The sequence below is a fragment of the Limnobaculum xujianqingii genome (genome assembly GCF_013394855.1).
GTDB lineage: Bacteria > Pseudomonadota > Gammaproteobacteria > Enterobacterales > Enterobacteriaceae > Limnobaculum > Limnobaculum xujianqingii.
Genome location: NZ_JABMLK010000001.1, coordinates 543,168 through 558,106, shown reverse-complemented (window position 1 = coordinate 558,106; position 14,939 = coordinate 543,168). Strand labels below are relative to the sequence as shown.

17 protein-coding genes and 1 pseudogene are annotated in these 14,939 nt (G+C 42.8%); 12 read left to right on the top strand and 6 right to left on the bottom strand.

All coding sequences use genetic code 11. The features are described from left to right. The first annotated feature begins 108 nt into the window (after nucleotides 1–108). The 7 genes from pspF to fabI all read left to right on the top strand — a co-directional run bounded on the left by pspF (nucleotide 109) and on the right by fabI (nucleotide 7,585). Nucleotides 109–1,113, top strand: coding sequence for a phage shock protein operon transcriptional activator (pspF, locus tag GOL65_RS02265; RefSeq protein WP_140918601.1), 1,005 nt, complete (start codon nucleotides 109–111; stop codon nucleotides 1,111–1,113). A gap of 146 nt (nucleotides 1,114–1,259) precedes the next feature. Further along, nucleotides 1,260–2,960: an ABC transporter substrate-binding protein SapA gene (sapA, locus tag GOL65_RS02260; protein ID WP_140918600.1), complete on the top strand. Its 1,701-nt coding sequence runs from the start codon at nucleotides 1,260–1,262 to the stop codon at nucleotides 2,958–2,960. Beyond that, entirely contained in the window at nucleotides 2,957–3,922 is a 966-nt protein-coding gene (gene sapB / locus GOL65_RS02255; protein WP_140918599.1) for a putrescine export ABC transporter permease SapB, read from the top strand. The genes sapA and sapB overlap by 4 nt, the downstream gene beginning before the upstream one ends. Continuing rightward, nucleotides 3,909–4,799 carry a putrescine export ABC transporter permease SapC gene (gene sapC / locus GOL65_RS02250; RefSeq protein WP_140918598.1) on the top strand — a complete coding sequence of 297 codons (891 nt, stop codon included), beginning with the start codon at nucleotides 3,909–3,911 and terminating at the stop codon, nucleotides 4,797–4,799. The genes sapB and sapC overlap by 14 nt, the downstream gene beginning before the upstream one ends. After that, nucleotides 4,799–5,794 (top strand): putrescine export ABC transporter ATP-binding protein SapD, encoded by a 996-nt coding sequence (sapD, locus tag GOL65_RS02245; protein ID WP_140918597.1) that lies wholly within the window; start codon nucleotides 4,799–4,801, stop codon nucleotides 5,792–5,794. Before sapC ends, sapD begins: the two co-directional genes overlap by 1 nt. After that, entirely contained in the window at nucleotides 5,791–6,606 is an 816-nt protein-coding gene (gene sapF, locus GOL65_RS02240) for a putrescine export ABC transporter ATP-binding protein SapF (protein WP_140918596.1), read from the top strand. Before sapD ends, sapF begins: the two co-directional genes overlap by 4 nt. 187 nt (nucleotides 6,607–6,793) lie before the next feature. After that, complete coding sequence (gene fabI / locus GOL65_RS02235) at nucleotides 6,794–7,585, top strand: enoyl-ACP reductase FabI (RefSeq protein ID WP_140918595.1); 792 nt, start codon at nucleotides 6,794–6,796, stop codon at nucleotides 7,583–7,585. A gap of 81 nt (nucleotides 7,586–7,666) precedes the next feature. On the opposite strand, the gene ppnP is transcribed toward fabI, so the two are convergent. Next, nucleotides 7,667–7,951: a pyrimidine/purine nucleoside phosphorylase gene (ppnP, locus tag GOL65_RS02230; protein ID WP_130591354.1), complete on the bottom strand. Its 285-nt coding sequence runs from the start codon at nucleotides 7,949–7,951 to the stop codon at nucleotides 7,667–7,669. 246 nt (nucleotides 7,952–8,197) lie between these two features. Between ppnP and GOL65_RS02225 the strand changes: the two genes are divergently transcribed. Next, entirely contained in the window at nucleotides 8,198–10,141 is a 1,944-nt protein-coding gene (locus GOL65_RS02225; RefSeq protein ID WP_140918594.1) for an exoribonuclease II, read from the top strand. Nucleotides 10,142–10,300: 159 nt separating this feature from the next. Then, nucleotides 10,301–10,561 (top strand): Arc family DNA-binding protein, encoded by a 261-nt coding sequence (locus GOL65_RS02220; RefSeq protein ID WP_140918593.1) that lies wholly within the window; start codon nucleotides 10,301–10,303, stop codon nucleotides 10,559–10,561. An 88-nt stretch (nucleotides 10,562–10,649) separates the two neighbouring features. Here the strand turns inward: GOL65_RS02220 and cspE (GOL65_RS02215) are convergent, their stop codons facing one another. Further along, the gene (cspE, locus tag GOL65_RS02215) at nucleotides 10,650–10,859 is read right to left on the bottom strand and encodes a transcription antiterminator/RNA stability regulator CspE (RefSeq protein ID WP_130591357.1); all 210 of its coding nucleotides are present in this window, start codon (nucleotides 10,857–10,859) and stop codon (nucleotides 10,650–10,652) included. A gap of 453 nt (nucleotides 10,860–11,312) precedes the next feature. Between cspE (GOL65_RS02215) and GOL65_RS02210 the strand changes: the two genes are divergently transcribed. Then, nucleotides 11,313–11,831 (top strand): M48 metallopeptidase family protein, encoded by a 519-nt coding sequence (locus tag GOL65_RS02210; protein WP_140918592.1) that lies wholly within the window; start codon nucleotides 11,313–11,315, stop codon nucleotides 11,829–11,831. Nucleotides 11,832–11,836: 5 nt separating this feature from the next. Here the strand turns inward: GOL65_RS02210 and GOL65_RS02205 are convergent, their stop codons facing one another. Next, nucleotides 11,837–12,013, bottom strand: coding sequence for a YoaH family protein (locus tag GOL65_RS02205; RefSeq protein ID WP_140918591.1), 177 nt, complete (start codon nucleotides 12,011–12,013; stop codon nucleotides 11,837–11,839). A gap of 156 nt (nucleotides 12,014–12,169) precedes the next feature. Here GOL65_RS02205 and GOL65_RS02200 point away from each other — a divergent pair, with 156 nt between their 5' ends. After that, nucleotides 12,170–12,748: a CoA pyrophosphatase gene (locus GOL65_RS02200; protein WP_140918590.1), complete on the top strand. Its 579-nt coding sequence runs from the start codon at nucleotides 12,170–12,172 to the stop codon at nucleotides 12,746–12,748. Nucleotides 12,749–12,777: 29 nt separating this feature from the next. Beyond that, nucleotides 12,778–13,230: pseudogene (locus GOL65_RS02195) on the top strand (miniconductance mechanosensitive channel); the annotation flags it as partial. 41 nt (nucleotides 13,231–13,271) lie between these two features. On the opposite strand, the gene rlmA reads toward GOL65_RS02195, so the two are convergent. From rlmA to cspE (GOL65_RS02180), 3 genes are all read right to left on the bottom strand, one after another. Next, nucleotides 13,272–14,093 (bottom strand): 23S rRNA (guanine(745)-N(1))-methyltransferase, encoded by an 822-nt coding sequence (rlmA, locus tag GOL65_RS02190; RefSeq protein WP_140918588.1) that lies wholly within the window; start codon nucleotides 14,091–14,093, stop codon nucleotides 13,272–13,274. A 181-nt stretch (nucleotides 14,094–14,274) separates the two neighbouring features. Next, the gene (locus GOL65_RS02185; protein WP_140918587.1) at nucleotides 14,275–14,481 is read right to left on the bottom strand and encodes a cold-shock protein; all 207 of its coding nucleotides are present in this window, start codon (nucleotides 14,479–14,481) and stop codon (nucleotides 14,275–14,277) included. 200 nt (nucleotides 14,482–14,681) lie between these two features. Beyond that, nucleotides 14,682–14,891, bottom strand: coding sequence for a transcription antiterminator/RNA stability regulator CspE (gene cspE, locus GOL65_RS02180; RefSeq protein ID WP_047780981.1), 210 nt, complete (start codon nucleotides 14,889–14,891; stop codon nucleotides 14,682–14,684). Nucleotides 14,892–14,939: the final 48 nt, after the last annotated feature.

Sequence of the window (14,939 nt, the reverse complement as noted above, 5' to 3'; positions counted from 1 at the left end):
ACTTTTCAAAAAATTCAATTATCTGATTTTAAAGTGATTTTATTTTTCTTGCTATTTGTATATGAAAAATGGTTTGATGAAAAAAACCAACTATTGGTGAAATTAACCATGACTGACGTTATTGATAACATTATTGGTGAAGCAAACAGCTTTATTGAAGTGCTTGAACAAGCTTCGCAGGTAGCCCCGTTAACCAAACCAGTATTAATTATTGGCGAACGCGGCACGGGGAAAGAGTTGATAGCCCATCGTCTGCATTATCTCTCCAAACGTTGGCAAGGCCCTTTTATCTCTCTTAACTGCGCCGCGTTGAGTGACACTCTTCTGGATTCAGAACTATTTGGTCATGAAGCTGGCGCATTTACTGGTGCACAACGTAGACATCTTGGACGTTTCGAACGTGCAGATGGTGGAACGCTATTTTTGGATGAGTTGGCAAATGCACCTATGTTGGTTCAGGAAAAATTATTGCGGGTTATTGAGTATGGCCAACTAGAGCGGGTTGGTGGTACTCAGCCCTTACAGGTTGATGTACGTCTGGTTTGTGCCACCAATGAAGATTTACCTGCTATGGCAAAAGCCGGTAAGTTTCGTGCCGATCTGCTCGATCGGCTGGCATTTGATGTCATTAACCTTCCTCCATTACGGGAGCGTCGTCAGGACATCATGTTACTGGCAGATAACTTTGCCATCCAAATGTGCAGAGAACTGGAATATCCCTTCTTCCCTGGCTTTACGCCACAGGCAGTTGAAACATTAATGAATTACAGTTGGCCAGGAAACATTCGTGAACTAAAGAATGTGGTGGAGCGTTCGGTTTATCGCCATGGAGAAAATGAAACACCGCTTGATAACATTATTATCGATCCCTTTGTTCGCCTCTCTTCCAGCGTTGACTCAGAGAAATTATCAACTACAAACACCAATGAACAAGTTACCGGACTACCGGTATTACCACTCGATCTGAAGCAGTGGTTATCCCAACAGGAACAATCGATGGTAACCAAAGCACTGGAGCAGTCACAATATAACCAACGTCAGGCAGCCAAACTGTTAGGGCTTAGCTATCACCAGTTAAGAGGGATGCTACGCAAAAATGAGCAATCCAAATAGTGATAATGCTCGGTTTTCAGACGGCTTTCGCACAATTGCTATACGGTTTTAACGAAACATCGCTTAAGCAATGCTAAGCATTGGGATGACGGCTATACTCCTGTATAATCGATAACTTGAACTATATATCAAAGAATCCTTTATATATGCGCGGTTTAAAAATTGGGGCGTTGCTCTGTGCTGGTTTTCTTATTCCTGCATGGGCAGCACCAACCGGGAAACTGGAAACGCCACCCTTGATTACCACTCCGGAAGCCACCACGGCAGTGGTACCATCAAAGCCTGCTCAGCCAGATATTCGCCAGAGCGGTTTTGTCTATTGCGTCAGCGGTGTTGTTGATAGCTTTAACCCACAAATAGCGAATGGCGGTGTGATGATTGACACCATTGCTGCTCAGCTATACGACCGCCTGTTGGATGTTGATCCCTATACCTATCGCCTGATCCCTGAATTAGCTGAGCGTTGGGAAAGCCTGAATAACGGTGCAACTTATCGTTTCCATCTGCGTAAAGGCGTAACATTCCAAACCACAGAATGGTTTACTCCAACCCGCACCATGAATGCTGATGATGTGGTATTTAGCTTCAACCGAATTTTTAATGCCGAAGCTCCTTATCATATGGTAAACGGTGGTCATTACCCCTATTTTGACAGTATGCAATTCTCCGACTCGGTGAAAAGCATTCGTAAAGTTAATGACTACACCGTCGATATTGAACTGCATAATGCAGACGCTTCTTTCCTGTGGCATCTGGCAACTCACTATGCCCCTGTTCTCTCTGCCGAATATGCAAATAATTTGACCCGTATTGGTATGCAGGAACGTATCGATCGCCAGCCTGTAGGCACTGGGCCTTTTCTGCTTAATGAGTATCATCCAGGGCAATTTGTTCGCCTGTATCGCAACAAAGACTATTGGCGCGGTTCACCTAAAATGCAGCAGGTAGTCATTGATTTAGGCGCTGGCGGTACCGGTCGTTTATCTAAACTACTTACCGGTGAATGTGATGTTCTGGCTTATCCGGCAGCCAGCCAGCTTTCTATATTACGTGACGACCCTCGTTTGCGTATTTCGTTACGTACCGGTATGAATGTGGCTTATCTGGCTTTTAATACCGGAAAAGCCCCTTTCAACGATCGTCGGGTACGTCATGCTATTGCACTGGCCATCAATAACCCACGCCTGATGCAATCCATTTATTATGGCACCGCTGAAACTGCATCATCGATTCTTCCACGAACTTCATGGGCTTATGACAATGAATCAGAAATTACGGAATACAACGTCGAGAAGTCTAAACAGTTATTAAAAGAAGCGGGCGTTAATAACCTACGCTTGCACCTGTGGGTACCTACTGCTTCTCAGGCTTATAATCCCAGCCCGTTGAAAACGGCAGAACTACTTCAGGCAGATTTAGCCAAAGTGAATATTAAGGTCACTATTGTTCCGGTTGAAGGTCGTTTTCAGGAACTTCGTCTCAGTGATGATGCACACGATCTAACATTAACCGGTTGGGCCACCGACAGTAACGATCCTGACAGTTTCTTCCGTCCACTACTGAGCTGTGCTGGTATTGACTCACAGACCAACTATGCCCGTTGGTGTAATCAGGAGTTCGATCAGTTGTTATCCAAAGGGGTGACATCTCAGGATCTTTCTATGCGAATTGAAACCTATACTAAAGCGCAGAAGATTCTGGCAGAAGAGTTGCCCGTTCTACCACTGGCCTCTTCACTACGAATTCAGGCTTACCGATACGATATTAAGGGGTTAGTATTGAGTCCGCTGGGCAACGTTTCATTTGCCGGTGTCTATCGGGAAAAATCAGAGACGAATAATAAATGATTATTTATATTCTCAGGCGGCTACTGCTGGCATTAGTAACCTTGTTGATTCTGACTTTCGTCAGCTTCAGTATTTCTTACTACACGCCTAATGCACCACTGGCTGGAGCACATCTGTTTGATGCTTACGCTTTTTATATGGAAAGCCTGCTTCAGGGGGAGTTTGGTACTTCGGTCATTAACGGGCAGATTATTGGTGAACAGCTAAAGATCGTGTTTCCCGCCACTCTTGAGCTGTGCATTTTTGCTTTTGTAATTGCTTTGGGTTTAGGCATTCCATTAGGCATTTTGGCAGCGATGTCGAAACAAAAGTGGCCTGACTACATTATCACTTCCTTTTCTCTGTTCGGTTTTTCTATTCCTATTTTCTGGCTGGCATTATTGCTAATGCTGTTCTTCTCGTTGACCCTTGGCTGGTTGCCCGTTTCCGGTCGTTACGATTTGTTATATCAGATTAAACCCATTACCGGCGTTGCTTTAATTGATGCCTGGCTATCTGATTCACACTATCGTGAAGAGATAATTATCAGCGTATTGAAGCATTTGATTCTACCGGTATTAACGTTAGCTCTGGCACCAACAACAGAAGTTATTCGCCTGACGCGCCAGAGCGTCACGCAAATAATTGGACAAAACTATATTAAAGCAGCCGCAACCCGTGGCCTGTCTCGCTTTACTATTATTCATCGTCATGTGTTACATAATGCGCTGCCAATGATCATTCCTAAACTGAGTTTGCAGTTTTCCACTATGTTAGCCCTGGCGATGATCACCGAATCAGTGTTTAACTGGCCGGGTTTAGGCCGTTGGTTAATACAGGCAATTCGTCAGCAAGATTTTGCCGTGATTTCAGCAGGTATAATTGTGATGGGAAGCCTGTCTATTGTGGTTAACCTGATTGCTGATATTTTTAGTGCGATGACTAACCCTTTTAAAAATAAGGAGTGGTATGCTTTCCGATAACGTATACCGCGAAAAGAAAATGCCGGGAGCCATGAGCTATATCTGGCAGCGACTTCATAAAGACATTCTGGCAATGGTTGGTCTTTATGGTGTTCTTATGCTGATTGTCTTGTGCCTGTTTGGGGAGCTAATTGCCCCCTATCAGCTCGATCAGCAATTCCTTGGCTATCAGCTTCTGCCGCCATCCTGGTCTCGTCACGGTGATGTCTCCTTTTTCCTGGGAACTGATGATTTAGGTCGGGATCTGTTAAGCCGCCTGCTTAATGGTGCTGCTCCAACCTTCGGTGCCGCACTACTGGTTACTTTAGCTGCTGCCTTATGTGGCACCCTGCTTGGCTTATTAGCAGGTGTCAGCCATGGGTTACGCTCCGCAGCACTGAACCATCTGCTGGACACATTACTGGCAATCCCTTCTCTGCTACTGGCCATCATCGTGGTCGCCTTCTTAGGTCCACGATTGGAACATGCTATGTTCGCAATCTGGCTGGCGCTATTACCTCGTATGGTTCATACCATATACAGAACCGTGCATGATGAACTGGAAAAAGAGTATGTCATTGCTGCCCGTCTGGACGGGGCATCCACCGCCTACATTTTGTGGAATGGTTTACTGCCGAATATCGCTCCAGTACTGGTTACAGAATTTACCCGTTCGCTATCCATGGCAATTATGGATATTGCTGCGTTAGGATTTTTAAACCTTGGTGCTCAAATGCCATCACCAGAATGGGGTTCTATGTTGGGAGACTCTCTGGAATTGCTGTATGTGGCGCCCTGGAGTGTAATGTTACCGGGTGCTGCCATTATGATTAGTGTATTACTGGTCAATCTTCTCGGCGATGGGTTATACCGAGCTATTTCTACGGGTGATGAATAATGCCTTTACTCGATATTCGTAATCTCACCATTGAGTTTATGACTGCTGATGGCCCGGTAAAAGCGGTCGATCGCGTTAGCCTGACCCTGACTGAAGGAGAAATTCGAGGCCTGGTGGGAGAATCCGGCTCGGGAAAAAGTCTGATCGCAAAAGCTATTTGCGGTATCAGTAAGGATAACTGGCGCATTACCGCAGATCGTTTTCGTTTAGATGATATCGACTTACTTAAGCTGACCCCTCGTCAGCGCAGAAAATTGGTTGGTCATAATATATCGATGATCTTTCAGGAACCTCAATCCTGTCTCGATCCATCAGAAAGAGTTGGCCGTCAGTTAATTCAGGCGATTCCCGGATGGACTTATGAAGGCCACTGGTGGCAGCGCTTTAACTGGCGTAAACATCGGGCTATCGAGCTATTACATCGGGTAGGTATTAAAGATCATAAAGACATCATGCGCAGTTTCCCTTATGAGATCACTGAAGGTGAATGCCAGAAAGTAATGATTGCCATTGCCTTGGCTAACCAACCAAGGCTGCTGATAGCCGATGAACCCACCAACGCCATGGAGCCCACTACTCAGGCACAAATTTTCCGTTTGTTAGCCAGAATGAATCAGAACAACAACACTACTATTCTGCTGATTAGTCACGACCTGCAAATGATGAGTAAATGGGCAACCCGGATTAACGTAATGTACTGTGGCCAAACGGTAGAAAGTGCATTATGTGATGAGCTGTTGACCGCGCCCCACCATCCTTATACTCAGGCATTAATTCGCGCGATGCCTGATTTTGGTCGGGCCTTACCCCATAAAAGCCGTCTAAATACTCTGTCGGGAGTGATTCCCTCTCTTGAGCACTTACCTATTGGTTGTCGTCTGGGACCGCGTTGTCCTTATGCACAGAAAAAATGCATAGAAACACCACGCTTGAGAGATGTGAAAGGCCATAAGTTTGCCTGCCATTTTCCTCTTAACTATGAGGAGCCATCCTGATGGGTGCTTTACTTGAAGTACGTAATTTATCCAAAACCTTCCATTTTCGTACAGGGTTGTTTCGCCCTCACGAACTGGAAGCGGTAAAGCCCGTCAGCTTTATTTTGCGTGAAAAACAGACCATGGCAATTATTGGCGAAAACGGTTCGGGCAAATCAACGCTGGCAAAAATGATTTCCGGTATGATTAAGCCAACCTCCGGAGAAATGATGATCGGAGATCATAAACTGGAATTTGGCGATTATGGCTACCGCAGTCAGCATATTCGCATGATTTTTCAGGACCCGAACACGTCATTTAACCCACGGCAACGCATTGGACAATTGTTAGATATTCCGCTTAAGCTGAATACTAATCTGGAGGCCTCTGCCCGGGAAAAACAAATAAATCTAACCTTGCGTCAGGTGGGATTGCTGCCTGACCACGCTTATTATTATCCGCAAATGCTGGCCTCTGGTCAGAAACAACGGGTGGCGCTGGCCAGAGCTTTAATATTACAACCTAAAATTATTATTGCCGATGAAGCATTGGCTTCACTGGATATGTCCATGCGTTCACAGTTAGTGAACTTAATGATGGAATTGCAGGAAAAGCACGGTATATCCTATATCTACGTAAGCCAACATCTCGGAATGATTAAACATGTCAGTGACCAGTTGCTGGTAATGCAAAATGGTGAAGTGGTTGAACGAGGTAATACGGCAGAGGTTATCGCTTCCCCGCTGCATGATATCACCCGCCGAATGATTAATAGCCATTTTACTGAAGCGTTAACCGCCGATCACTGGCGTAAAGATGTTTCAGATATTTAACGATGGGCAGAAGAATCCGGAGACTAAAAACATCCAATTACACTGTCTGTTTGATATCACTGATCGGAGCAGTATGACAAACATGCACTATCCATCGTAGTTGCATGGTAGAATCGCTTCGTTTTTTAACAATGACTGCTCCGGAAATACTCCGGCGGCCATAAAATTGACTACAAGGATCATAGCTATGGGTTTTTTAACCGGTAAGCGCATTCTGGTTACTGGCGTTGCCAGCAATCGTTCAATTGCCTTTGGTATTGCACAAGCAATGAAACGTGAAGGTGCAGAACTGGCGCTGACTTATCAGAATGAAAGACTGAAATCTCGCGTAGAAGAGTTTGCTAAAGAATTAGGCTGTAATATCGTATTACCATGTGATGTTGCTGAAGATTCAAGCATTACTGAGCTGTTCGCTCAACTGGCTAATGTATGGCCTAAATTCGACGGTTTCGTTCACTCTATCGGTTTTGCTCCTGGCGACCAGTTAGATGGTGATTATGTGAACGCGGTAACCCGTGAAGGCTTCAACATTGCTCACGATATTAGCTCTTATAGCTTTGTCGCATTAGCTAAAGCTTGCCGCAGCATGTTAAATCCTGGCTCTGCGTTACTGACCCTTTCTTATCTGGGGGCTGAACGTGCTATTCCAAACTACAACGTGATGGGATTAGCTAAAGCCTCTCTGGAAGCCAACGTTCGCTATATGGCTAACGCAATGGGACCTGAAGGCGTTCGTGTTAACGCAATCTCTGCTGGCCCGATTCGTACCTTAGCTGCTTCCGGCATCAAAGATTTCAAAAAGATGTTGTCTCACTGTGAAGCCGTTACCCCTATTCGTCGTACGGTAACCATTGAAGACGTAGGTAACTCTGCAGCATTCCTGTGCTCGGATCTGTCTGCTGGCGTAAGTGGTGAAGTTCTGCACGTTGATGGTGGTTTCAGCATCGCTGCAATGAATGAGCTTGAGCTAAAAGCCTAATTCTCATGTAATTTCGGCTTACTGCTGATGTGGTAAGCCGAAATATTGTTAACTATATTCCTGATTATAAATTAGAAATTATTACAAATAACGGCACAGATAGGCCGTACTCTCACAAACCTGCACGTTAAACTCACTTTTTCCCGGTACATGGAATGACTCCCCGGCGGAAAAAACTGTCCACTCCGTTGCACCTGGAAGCAGTACCTTAAGAGAACCAGTAATTACCGTCATTTCTTCGGGCTGCGCTGTGCCGAAGTTATATTCACCTGCCGCCATCACCCCTACGCTGGAACGACCAATGCTCCCATTTTCAAAGCCAATTGATTTTACTTTCCCGGCAAAATATTCATTTACATTGAGCATAATTGGGTACCTGATGTGAGTTGTAAAACAGAATCTTTATATTAAGAAAATCAGTGAATTATTGTCACAAACAAAATGTCAGTTTGTGAGGCATAGCCGATATTCACATTTTTATTATCGAGCACCCCCATCATGACATATCAATTAATTGTGGTAAACGACAGGATAAGCTTGCTCCCGACACGCCTTTTGTGTAAAACAATCCATCACAAAAATGGTTAACTCATTGAATAGCGCTTCTCATATATGTTTCAAAATAACCCGCTGCTTGCTCAGCTTAAACAGCAACTTAATGCTAACACTCCACGGGTTGAAGGCATTGTTAAAGCCACCGAAAAAGGATTTGGCTTTCTTGAAGTAGATAATCAGAAAAGCTACTTCATCCCACCTCCGCAAATGAAAAAAGTCATGCACGGAGACCGGGTTTCAGCCACTATCCATACGGAAAAAGATCGTGAGTTAGCCGAACCAGAAACACTAATAGAGCCATTTTTGACGCGTTTTATTGGTCGTATTCAGCAGAAAAATGACCGCCTGATGGTGGTTCCCGACCACCCAATGATTAAAGATGTCATTCCATGCAAACCGGTAAAAGAGTTGAATCACTCTTTAACTCAGGGAGATTGGGTAGTTGCTGAAATAACCAGTCACCCATTGAAAGATAATCACGGGTTTCAGGCGCAAATCAATGAGTACATTACCCATGGGGATGACTATTTGGTTCCATGGTGGGTGACGTTGTCACGTCATCAATTAGAACGCACAGCACCAGATTGGACATCAGAATCTATTCAGGATGAGGGGATTGTTCGCCGTGATTTAACCGCGTTGAACTTTGTCACTATTGATAGCGAATCAACTGAAGATATGGATGATGCATTATACGTTGAAGAGTTGGATGATCAATTGCTTCGGCTCTCCATTGCTATTGCCGATCCCAGCGCCTATGTGACCGCCGGAAGTGAACTGGATAACATCGCCTTAAAACGAGCGTTTACCAATTATCTGCCTGGTTTTAATATTCCAATGCTTCCAAGAGAACTGTCGGATAACCTTTGCTCTTTACGGCCAAACCAACGTCGTTCGGCACTGGTTTGTCAGGTGACTATTTCTCCTGATGGTTCAATCCATGATGACATTGAGTTCTTCTGCGCCTGGATAACATCTAAGGCAAAACTTGATTATGAGAAACTATCTGACTGGATTGAAGGTATCGACGACTGGAAACCAGAACAACCCGAAATAGCTCAACAAGTAGAGTTGCTACATCAGATTGCATTACGCCGTATATCCTGGCGGACAGAACATGCACTGGTATTTAAAGATCGTCCTGATTATCGCTTTATTCTCGGTGAAAATGGTCAGGTATTAGATATCGTTACTGAGCATCGTCGTATCGCTAATCGCATTGTTGAAGAATCAATGATTGTAGCCAATATCTGTGCCGCTATTGTGCTAAAAACGCGATTAGGCTACGGAATCTTTAACGTCCATGCAGGTTTCGATCCTACTGTAGTCGATCAGGCTATCAATATTCTGGAATTAAATGGTGCTGAATTTGATAAAGAGAAGATCCTGACGCTTGACGGATTCTGTGAGTTACGTCGTTTCCTGGATAAACAACCGACATCCTACTTGGATAGCCGTATTCGCAAGTACCAGACCTATGCAGAAATCAGCACCACGCCAGCGCCTCACTATGGATTGGGGCTGGAAGCTTACGCTACCTGGACCTCTCCAATCCGTAAATATGGCGATATTATCAATCATCGTTTATTAAAAGCATTAATTCACGATCGCCCATCTACAGCACCAGATGAAAGTATAATGCAGCCACTGACAGAGCGCCGTCGGGCTAATCGCATTGCTGAACGCGATGTCAGTGACTGGCTGTATGCTCGCTTTTTACAGGATAAAGCTGGAACTGATATTCGCTATCAGGCAGAAATTATGGATATCTCACGTGGAGGTATGCGCATTAAGCTAATTGAGAATGGTGCGGTAGCTTTTATTCCGGCACCATTTATTCATCCGGTACGTGATGAACTGATTTGTAGCGCCGAGAACGGTACTATACAGCTCAATGGTAATGTGATTTATCGTCAGGGCGATTCGTTAGAAGCTACGATTGCTGAGGTTAGAATGGAAACGCGCAGTATTATCGCTCGTCCGGCCCCTTCACTCTCTTAATTCTATTTATTATTTTTATCTTTTGAATGCGCTCTTATTTTCAGAGCGCATTTTTGTTTTATTGCTGATTATCCTTTATCCGCTACATTAAAGAGGTTATAACATTATCAATAGCTAATGTTTCACTCTTCCTTCATATAGCCAAACGGGAGCATCATTATGACGATTACTTCGCTGAGCGTACGAATCCCCGCTGAGTTAAGGGCAAAATTAAAAGTCCAGGCAGAACATAATAAACACTCAATGAATGCTGAAATTATCAAACGTCTGGAGGAAAGTTTTACCAGCCAGACTGAACCAGCACCTGCTGTAAGCAAAAAAAGCACGGCAGGTAGTGTCGAGCTTCCGGCTGCTGATGTGAATCGTATTCGTAAGGTTCTGAAGAAAGCAGCAAAAGAGCTAAAGAAAAAAGCTGATTAAACAACTATAGCCCCTGCTCTGACTATTTTAAGGCAATAAAAAACCCGCTTAATGCGGGTTTTTGGCAATACAGTTATTGTGTAATAAATTACAGAGCAACAACTTCAGCCGCAGACGGGCCACGTGGGCTGTCTTGAATAGAAAATTCAACATGCTGGCCTTCAGCCAGAGTTTTGAAACCATCATTAACGATAGCGGAGAAATGAACGAACACATCTTTGCTGCCATCAGTTGGAGTGATGAAACCAAAACCTTTACTTTCGTTGAACCACTTAACGTGACCAGTTTTCTTAGACATTACAAAATTCCTATTGATGTTTAACCTGCCAAAAGGCACGAAAGGCCGGTAGTTGTGGTTACTTATGTTAAGCACTAAGAAGAGAACCTGGAAGAAGTTAAGGATAACGAACTTGCCGGGAATAACTGATCCAAAATGACTTATCTGAAGTAGCTCTATTTTACTGACCAAAAACATTACCGCATATCCAATAAATTTAGGCAAGGTGTTTTCAGCAACTAAATAAAAAATTAGATCAAGAGCACATATTTTTGTTTTTTAATTGGTATCGAAACGGTTAAGCAAATACGTCATCAATGTTCTTATCCTAATATTAATTTAGCATCAGGTATAATGAGACATTAATTTCATTAATCAAACTAATCCCACTAATCTGTAATGCAAAAAAACTTATTAACTGTTAGAATGAAGGGACTATTCATACTATAAATTCATTTGCACAAGAAAAATAACGTGAATTCCCTTCCCTATCTCGCTGGCTATCCGGAACACATCCAACTGCAAGTAGCTCAACTAGTTAAGCAAGAAAAACTGGGGGCTTTATTACTAAGCCGCTACCCTATGCCACATATCTACGTCAGCGATAAAATGTTATATCAATACGTGATGGAGATAAAAAACCAATACATGAAAAATGCGCAATTAGTTAGCAAAGTTTGTTATGACAATAAAATTCACATTATCAAACATGCGTTGGGTTTGCACACTTCAATATCTCGAATTCAGGGTAGTAAATTAAAGTCAAAAGCAGAGATAAGAATATCAAATCTATTCAAGTCAGCGCCGGAAGCATTATTACGAATGATCGTGGTGCACGAATTAGCACACTTAAAAGAAAAGCAGCACAATAAAGATTTTTATAATTTATGCTGTTATATGGAACCGGACTACCATCAGCTGGAGTTAGACACTCGACTTTATCTCACCTTTCTGGATAAATATGGTGCTCTTTATTCTGATGTTAATCCGTAAAAGAATTATTCATCATCAAAGGATGCAAAAGTTTGCTCACCCTGATGGCTTTCTCTGATCTCTTTAGCTACCAAAGCAATAGCTTCTCCACTACTCATCCCCTCAGCCATTAACTGTTGGATACGTTCTACCGCATCTTGCTGTTGATCGTGACGAAGTGCCGGTGAACCAATAGTAGTCATATATTTCAATGTTCCTGGTAGGATTAACGGTTTTTTGCACACACAATTGCACAAAATAATATTACTAATGGTTATAATAGCACAGAATGATACATAGCTGAGAACATCTCCCGCTAATCTCAACTACTCAACCAAGAATTTCAGTGATGATGGCCAATGAGCGATATTCTTCAACATTTTATTCAGCGTTTTCAGCTTCAGTTACCGCCACCGGCCTATGATACATTTCAACTACGAAAAGCAGCGGTATTAATCCCGATAATTAATGGTCAACAACCTTCTTTATTGTTGACGAAACGATCTTCCGCTTTACGTAAACATCCGGGCCAGGTCGCCTTTCCTGGTGGTGCAACAGATGAGACAGATATATTGCCAGAAACCACGGCACTCAGAGAAGCCTACGAGGAGGTTGGACTAAATCCGGGATGCGTTGAAATTATCGGTCAATTACCAGCAATGGACAGCGTTAGCGGTTTTCAGGTTACTCCGGTTGTTGGAGTACTACCTGCAGGATTAAACTTCATTAAAAATCATCATGAAGTGGAGACATTGTTTGAAATCCCTTTGGACTACGCTTTAAATAGCGAAAACTATCATTCCATTGATATTGTTCGTCGTGGTAAACCCTTACGTATCTACTTTCTTTATTACGCGGATAATCTAATTTGGGGCCTTACTGCCGCCATTCTTCAACGCTTAGCCCTTCAGGTTAAAGGATTTATACCCTTTAATTAACAGAGAATTAAACTTATTTTCTCAACTGTAGCATCAGAATTGATGCTACCAGCGTCAGTTTTTTATCATCAGAGCAACAACAGTCACTACAGCATAGTTATCTGCTTGAACCTTACATTGAAAGTAAAGCAAAAGAGATCGAACAATATAATCACCAACATCATATTGACTTAAGTCTGCCAATTAATGGCCGTAGGTTAACCAACCTTGGTACATTACGCGCTTATATACACGCTTACCTGAAAGCACATCCGGGAATTCACCAGAATATGACCTTAATGGTCAGACAGTTAGAGGCTAGCTCAGAAGGTATTCCTTTGGAAATTTACGCCTTTACCAACACGGTTGCCTGGGTTGAATATGAAGGTATCCAGTCAGATATTTTCGACCATATCTTCTCTATCATTCCACAGTTTGGTTTACGACTGCACCAGACACCGACCGGTAGTGATATGCGGGCAATGGTTAGCAATCTGGCATAAAAATAAGATGTTTTAATCAAACGGGGCTAAAGCCCCGTTTGTTATTTTTTGCGGTACAAACGGATATAGAAATCCGTTTCACAATAAAAATCGGTATTGTCAGAAAGTTCAGCAATCAATTGCTCTGAGGCCTTCCAGGCAAAAGGTGTCATTTGTAGTAAATTGACCGCCTGCTCACCCGGTAAATTCATCTTATAACTTAAACGCTGACTTTCTATCAGATAAAACCCTTCAATATGTTCTTCATTATCCTCATGAGGTTGAGGCGTTTGATAGATAAGCCCTTTAAGCTGTATCAAGTGATTTGGGGCCGGAGTAACAGCTACAATCAAACCATCTGTTTTAACTACTCTACAGAGCTCCTGAGCCTTACAAGGCGCATAGATTCTCAATACTGCATCCATAGATTGGTCACTGAAGGGTAAAAGATGGCTGGATGCGACACAAAATTCAGCTGAACTATAACGTTTAGCGGCTGAACGTATTGCACCTTTAGCAATATCCAGACCATAAACCGTAATGTCTCTGTGTTGCTTTAATTTTTCAGCCAAAAAACCAGTGTAATAACCTTCACCACAACCTATATCTAATAGTGCCTGAGGCACTAAATCATCAGATAATGAATTATTCAGCAGTGAGAAAATGGCATCTCTTAGTGGTTGATAATAACCCGCATCCAGAAACTGGCGGCGGGCTTGCATCATCATTTGATTATCGCCAGGATTTTTAGATTTTTTATGCTGAACAGGCATCAGGTTCACATACCCTTCTTTTGCCCGATCAAACTGGTGGCGATTACTGCATTGCCATACCTGATTGTCCAATTGCAACGGCTGGTGACAAAGTGGACATTGATATTGCATAGCGAAATCCTGGCGAAATATTGAATATCGGAAATACCGATATAGAGTAAATAGAATTTTTATGAAGGAAGTATAACATTAAAGCAGCAAGGTTTGAGAGGCGTGTTAATTGTGATTTAACACGGTAATGATGCAGAAACTTTAGTTAAACTCTTCCTCCATATCATTATCAATTAAATAATTAAAATGCGATAACATCCGTTGCTAACAGACCGCGGGAAGTTTTATAAGTAGAAAATTCTACGTTTTGCCCTTCAGTCAACGATTTAGTGGATGTCGCAATTGACTTACGATCTACATAAAGTTCAGTACTGCCATCCAGTGGAGTAATTAAACCAATACCTTGGTTTTTATCAAACCATTTTACGAGTCCCATTCTTAGGGTCATAATTTTTACCTCTTAATTTATTCAGTTATTTCATTTCCTTCTACAGTAAGTTTTTACAACATCTGTACCTGGAATATCAGGTTCAAGTAAATTTTCTGTTCCAAGACCACAAAAAAACCCGCATCAGCGATGCGGGTTCCTTGTCACTGAAGCTAAGAAAACCAGAGGCTTATCTTATCTTCCTTAACGTTTGCTGCTAATTACAGAGCAACAACGTTTGCAGCTGCTGGACCGCGTGGGCTGTCTTGAATGGTATATTCAACTTTCTGGCCTTCAGCCAGAGTTTTAAAACCTTCACTAGCGATAGCAGAGAAGTGAACGAATACGTCTTTACCACCATCATCTTGCTCAATAAAACCAAAACCTTTGCTTTCATTGAACCATTTAACTTTGCCAGTTTTCTTGGACATCTTTACTTACCTTTAAATTAGTTAACCTGCCATACATCATAGGGTATA

Coding starts and splice junctions, on each gene's coding strand:
- cspE (WP_130591357.1), bottom strand. CDS start 10,859: ATGTCTAAGAAAACTGGTCACGTTAAGTGGTTCAACGAAAGTAAAGGT.
- GOL65_RS02205 (WP_140918591.1), bottom strand. CDS start 12,013: ATGACTACTATTGGTTCACCGGCACTTCGTCACGATCAACAGCAAGAT.
- cspE (WP_047780981.1), bottom strand. CDS start 14,891: ATGTCCAAGAAAACTGGCAAAGTTAAATGGTTCAATGAAAGCAAAGGT.
- GOL65_RS02220 (WP_140918593.1), top strand. CDS start 10,301: ATGACGATTACTTCGCTGAGCGTACGAATCCCCGCTGAGTTAAGGGCA.
- pspF (WP_140918601.1), top strand. CDS start 109: ATGACTGACGTTATTGATAACATTATTGGTGAAGCAAACAGCTTTATT.
- sapA (WP_140918600.1), top strand. CDS start 1,260: ATGCGCGGTTTAAAAATTGGGGCGTTGCTCTGTGCTGGTTTTCTTATT.
- GOL65_RS02185 (WP_140918587.1), bottom strand. CDS start 14,481: ATGACCCTAAGAATGGGACTCGTAAAATGGTTTGATAAAAACCAAGGT.
- GOL65_RS02200 (WP_140918590.1), top strand. CDS start 12,170: ATGAGCGATATTCTTCAACATTTTATTCAGCGTTTTCAGCTTCAGTTA.
- fabI (WP_140918595.1), top strand. CDS start 6,794: ATGGGTTTTTTAACCGGTAAGCGCATTCTGGTTACTGGCGTTGCCAGC.
- GOL65_RS02225 (WP_140918594.1), top strand. CDS start 8,198: ATGTTTCAAAATAACCCGCTGCTTGCTCAGCTTAAACAGCAACTTAAT.
- rlmA (WP_140918588.1), bottom strand. CDS start 14,093: ATGCAATATCAATGTCCACTTTGTCACCAGCCGTTGCAATTGGACAAT.
- sapC (WP_140918598.1), top strand. CDS start 3,909: ATGCTTTCCGATAACGTATACCGCGAAAAGAAAATGCCGGGAGCCATG.
- ppnP (WP_130591354.1), bottom strand. CDS start 7,951: ATGCTCAATGTAAATGAATATTTTGCCGGGAAAGTAAAATCAATTGGC.
- sapB (WP_140918599.1), top strand. CDS start 2,957: ATGATTATTTATATTCTCAGGCGGCTACTGCTGGCATTAGTAACCTTG.
- sapD (WP_140918597.1), top strand. CDS start 4,799: ATGCCTTTACTCGATATTCGTAATCTCACCATTGAGTTTATGACTGCT.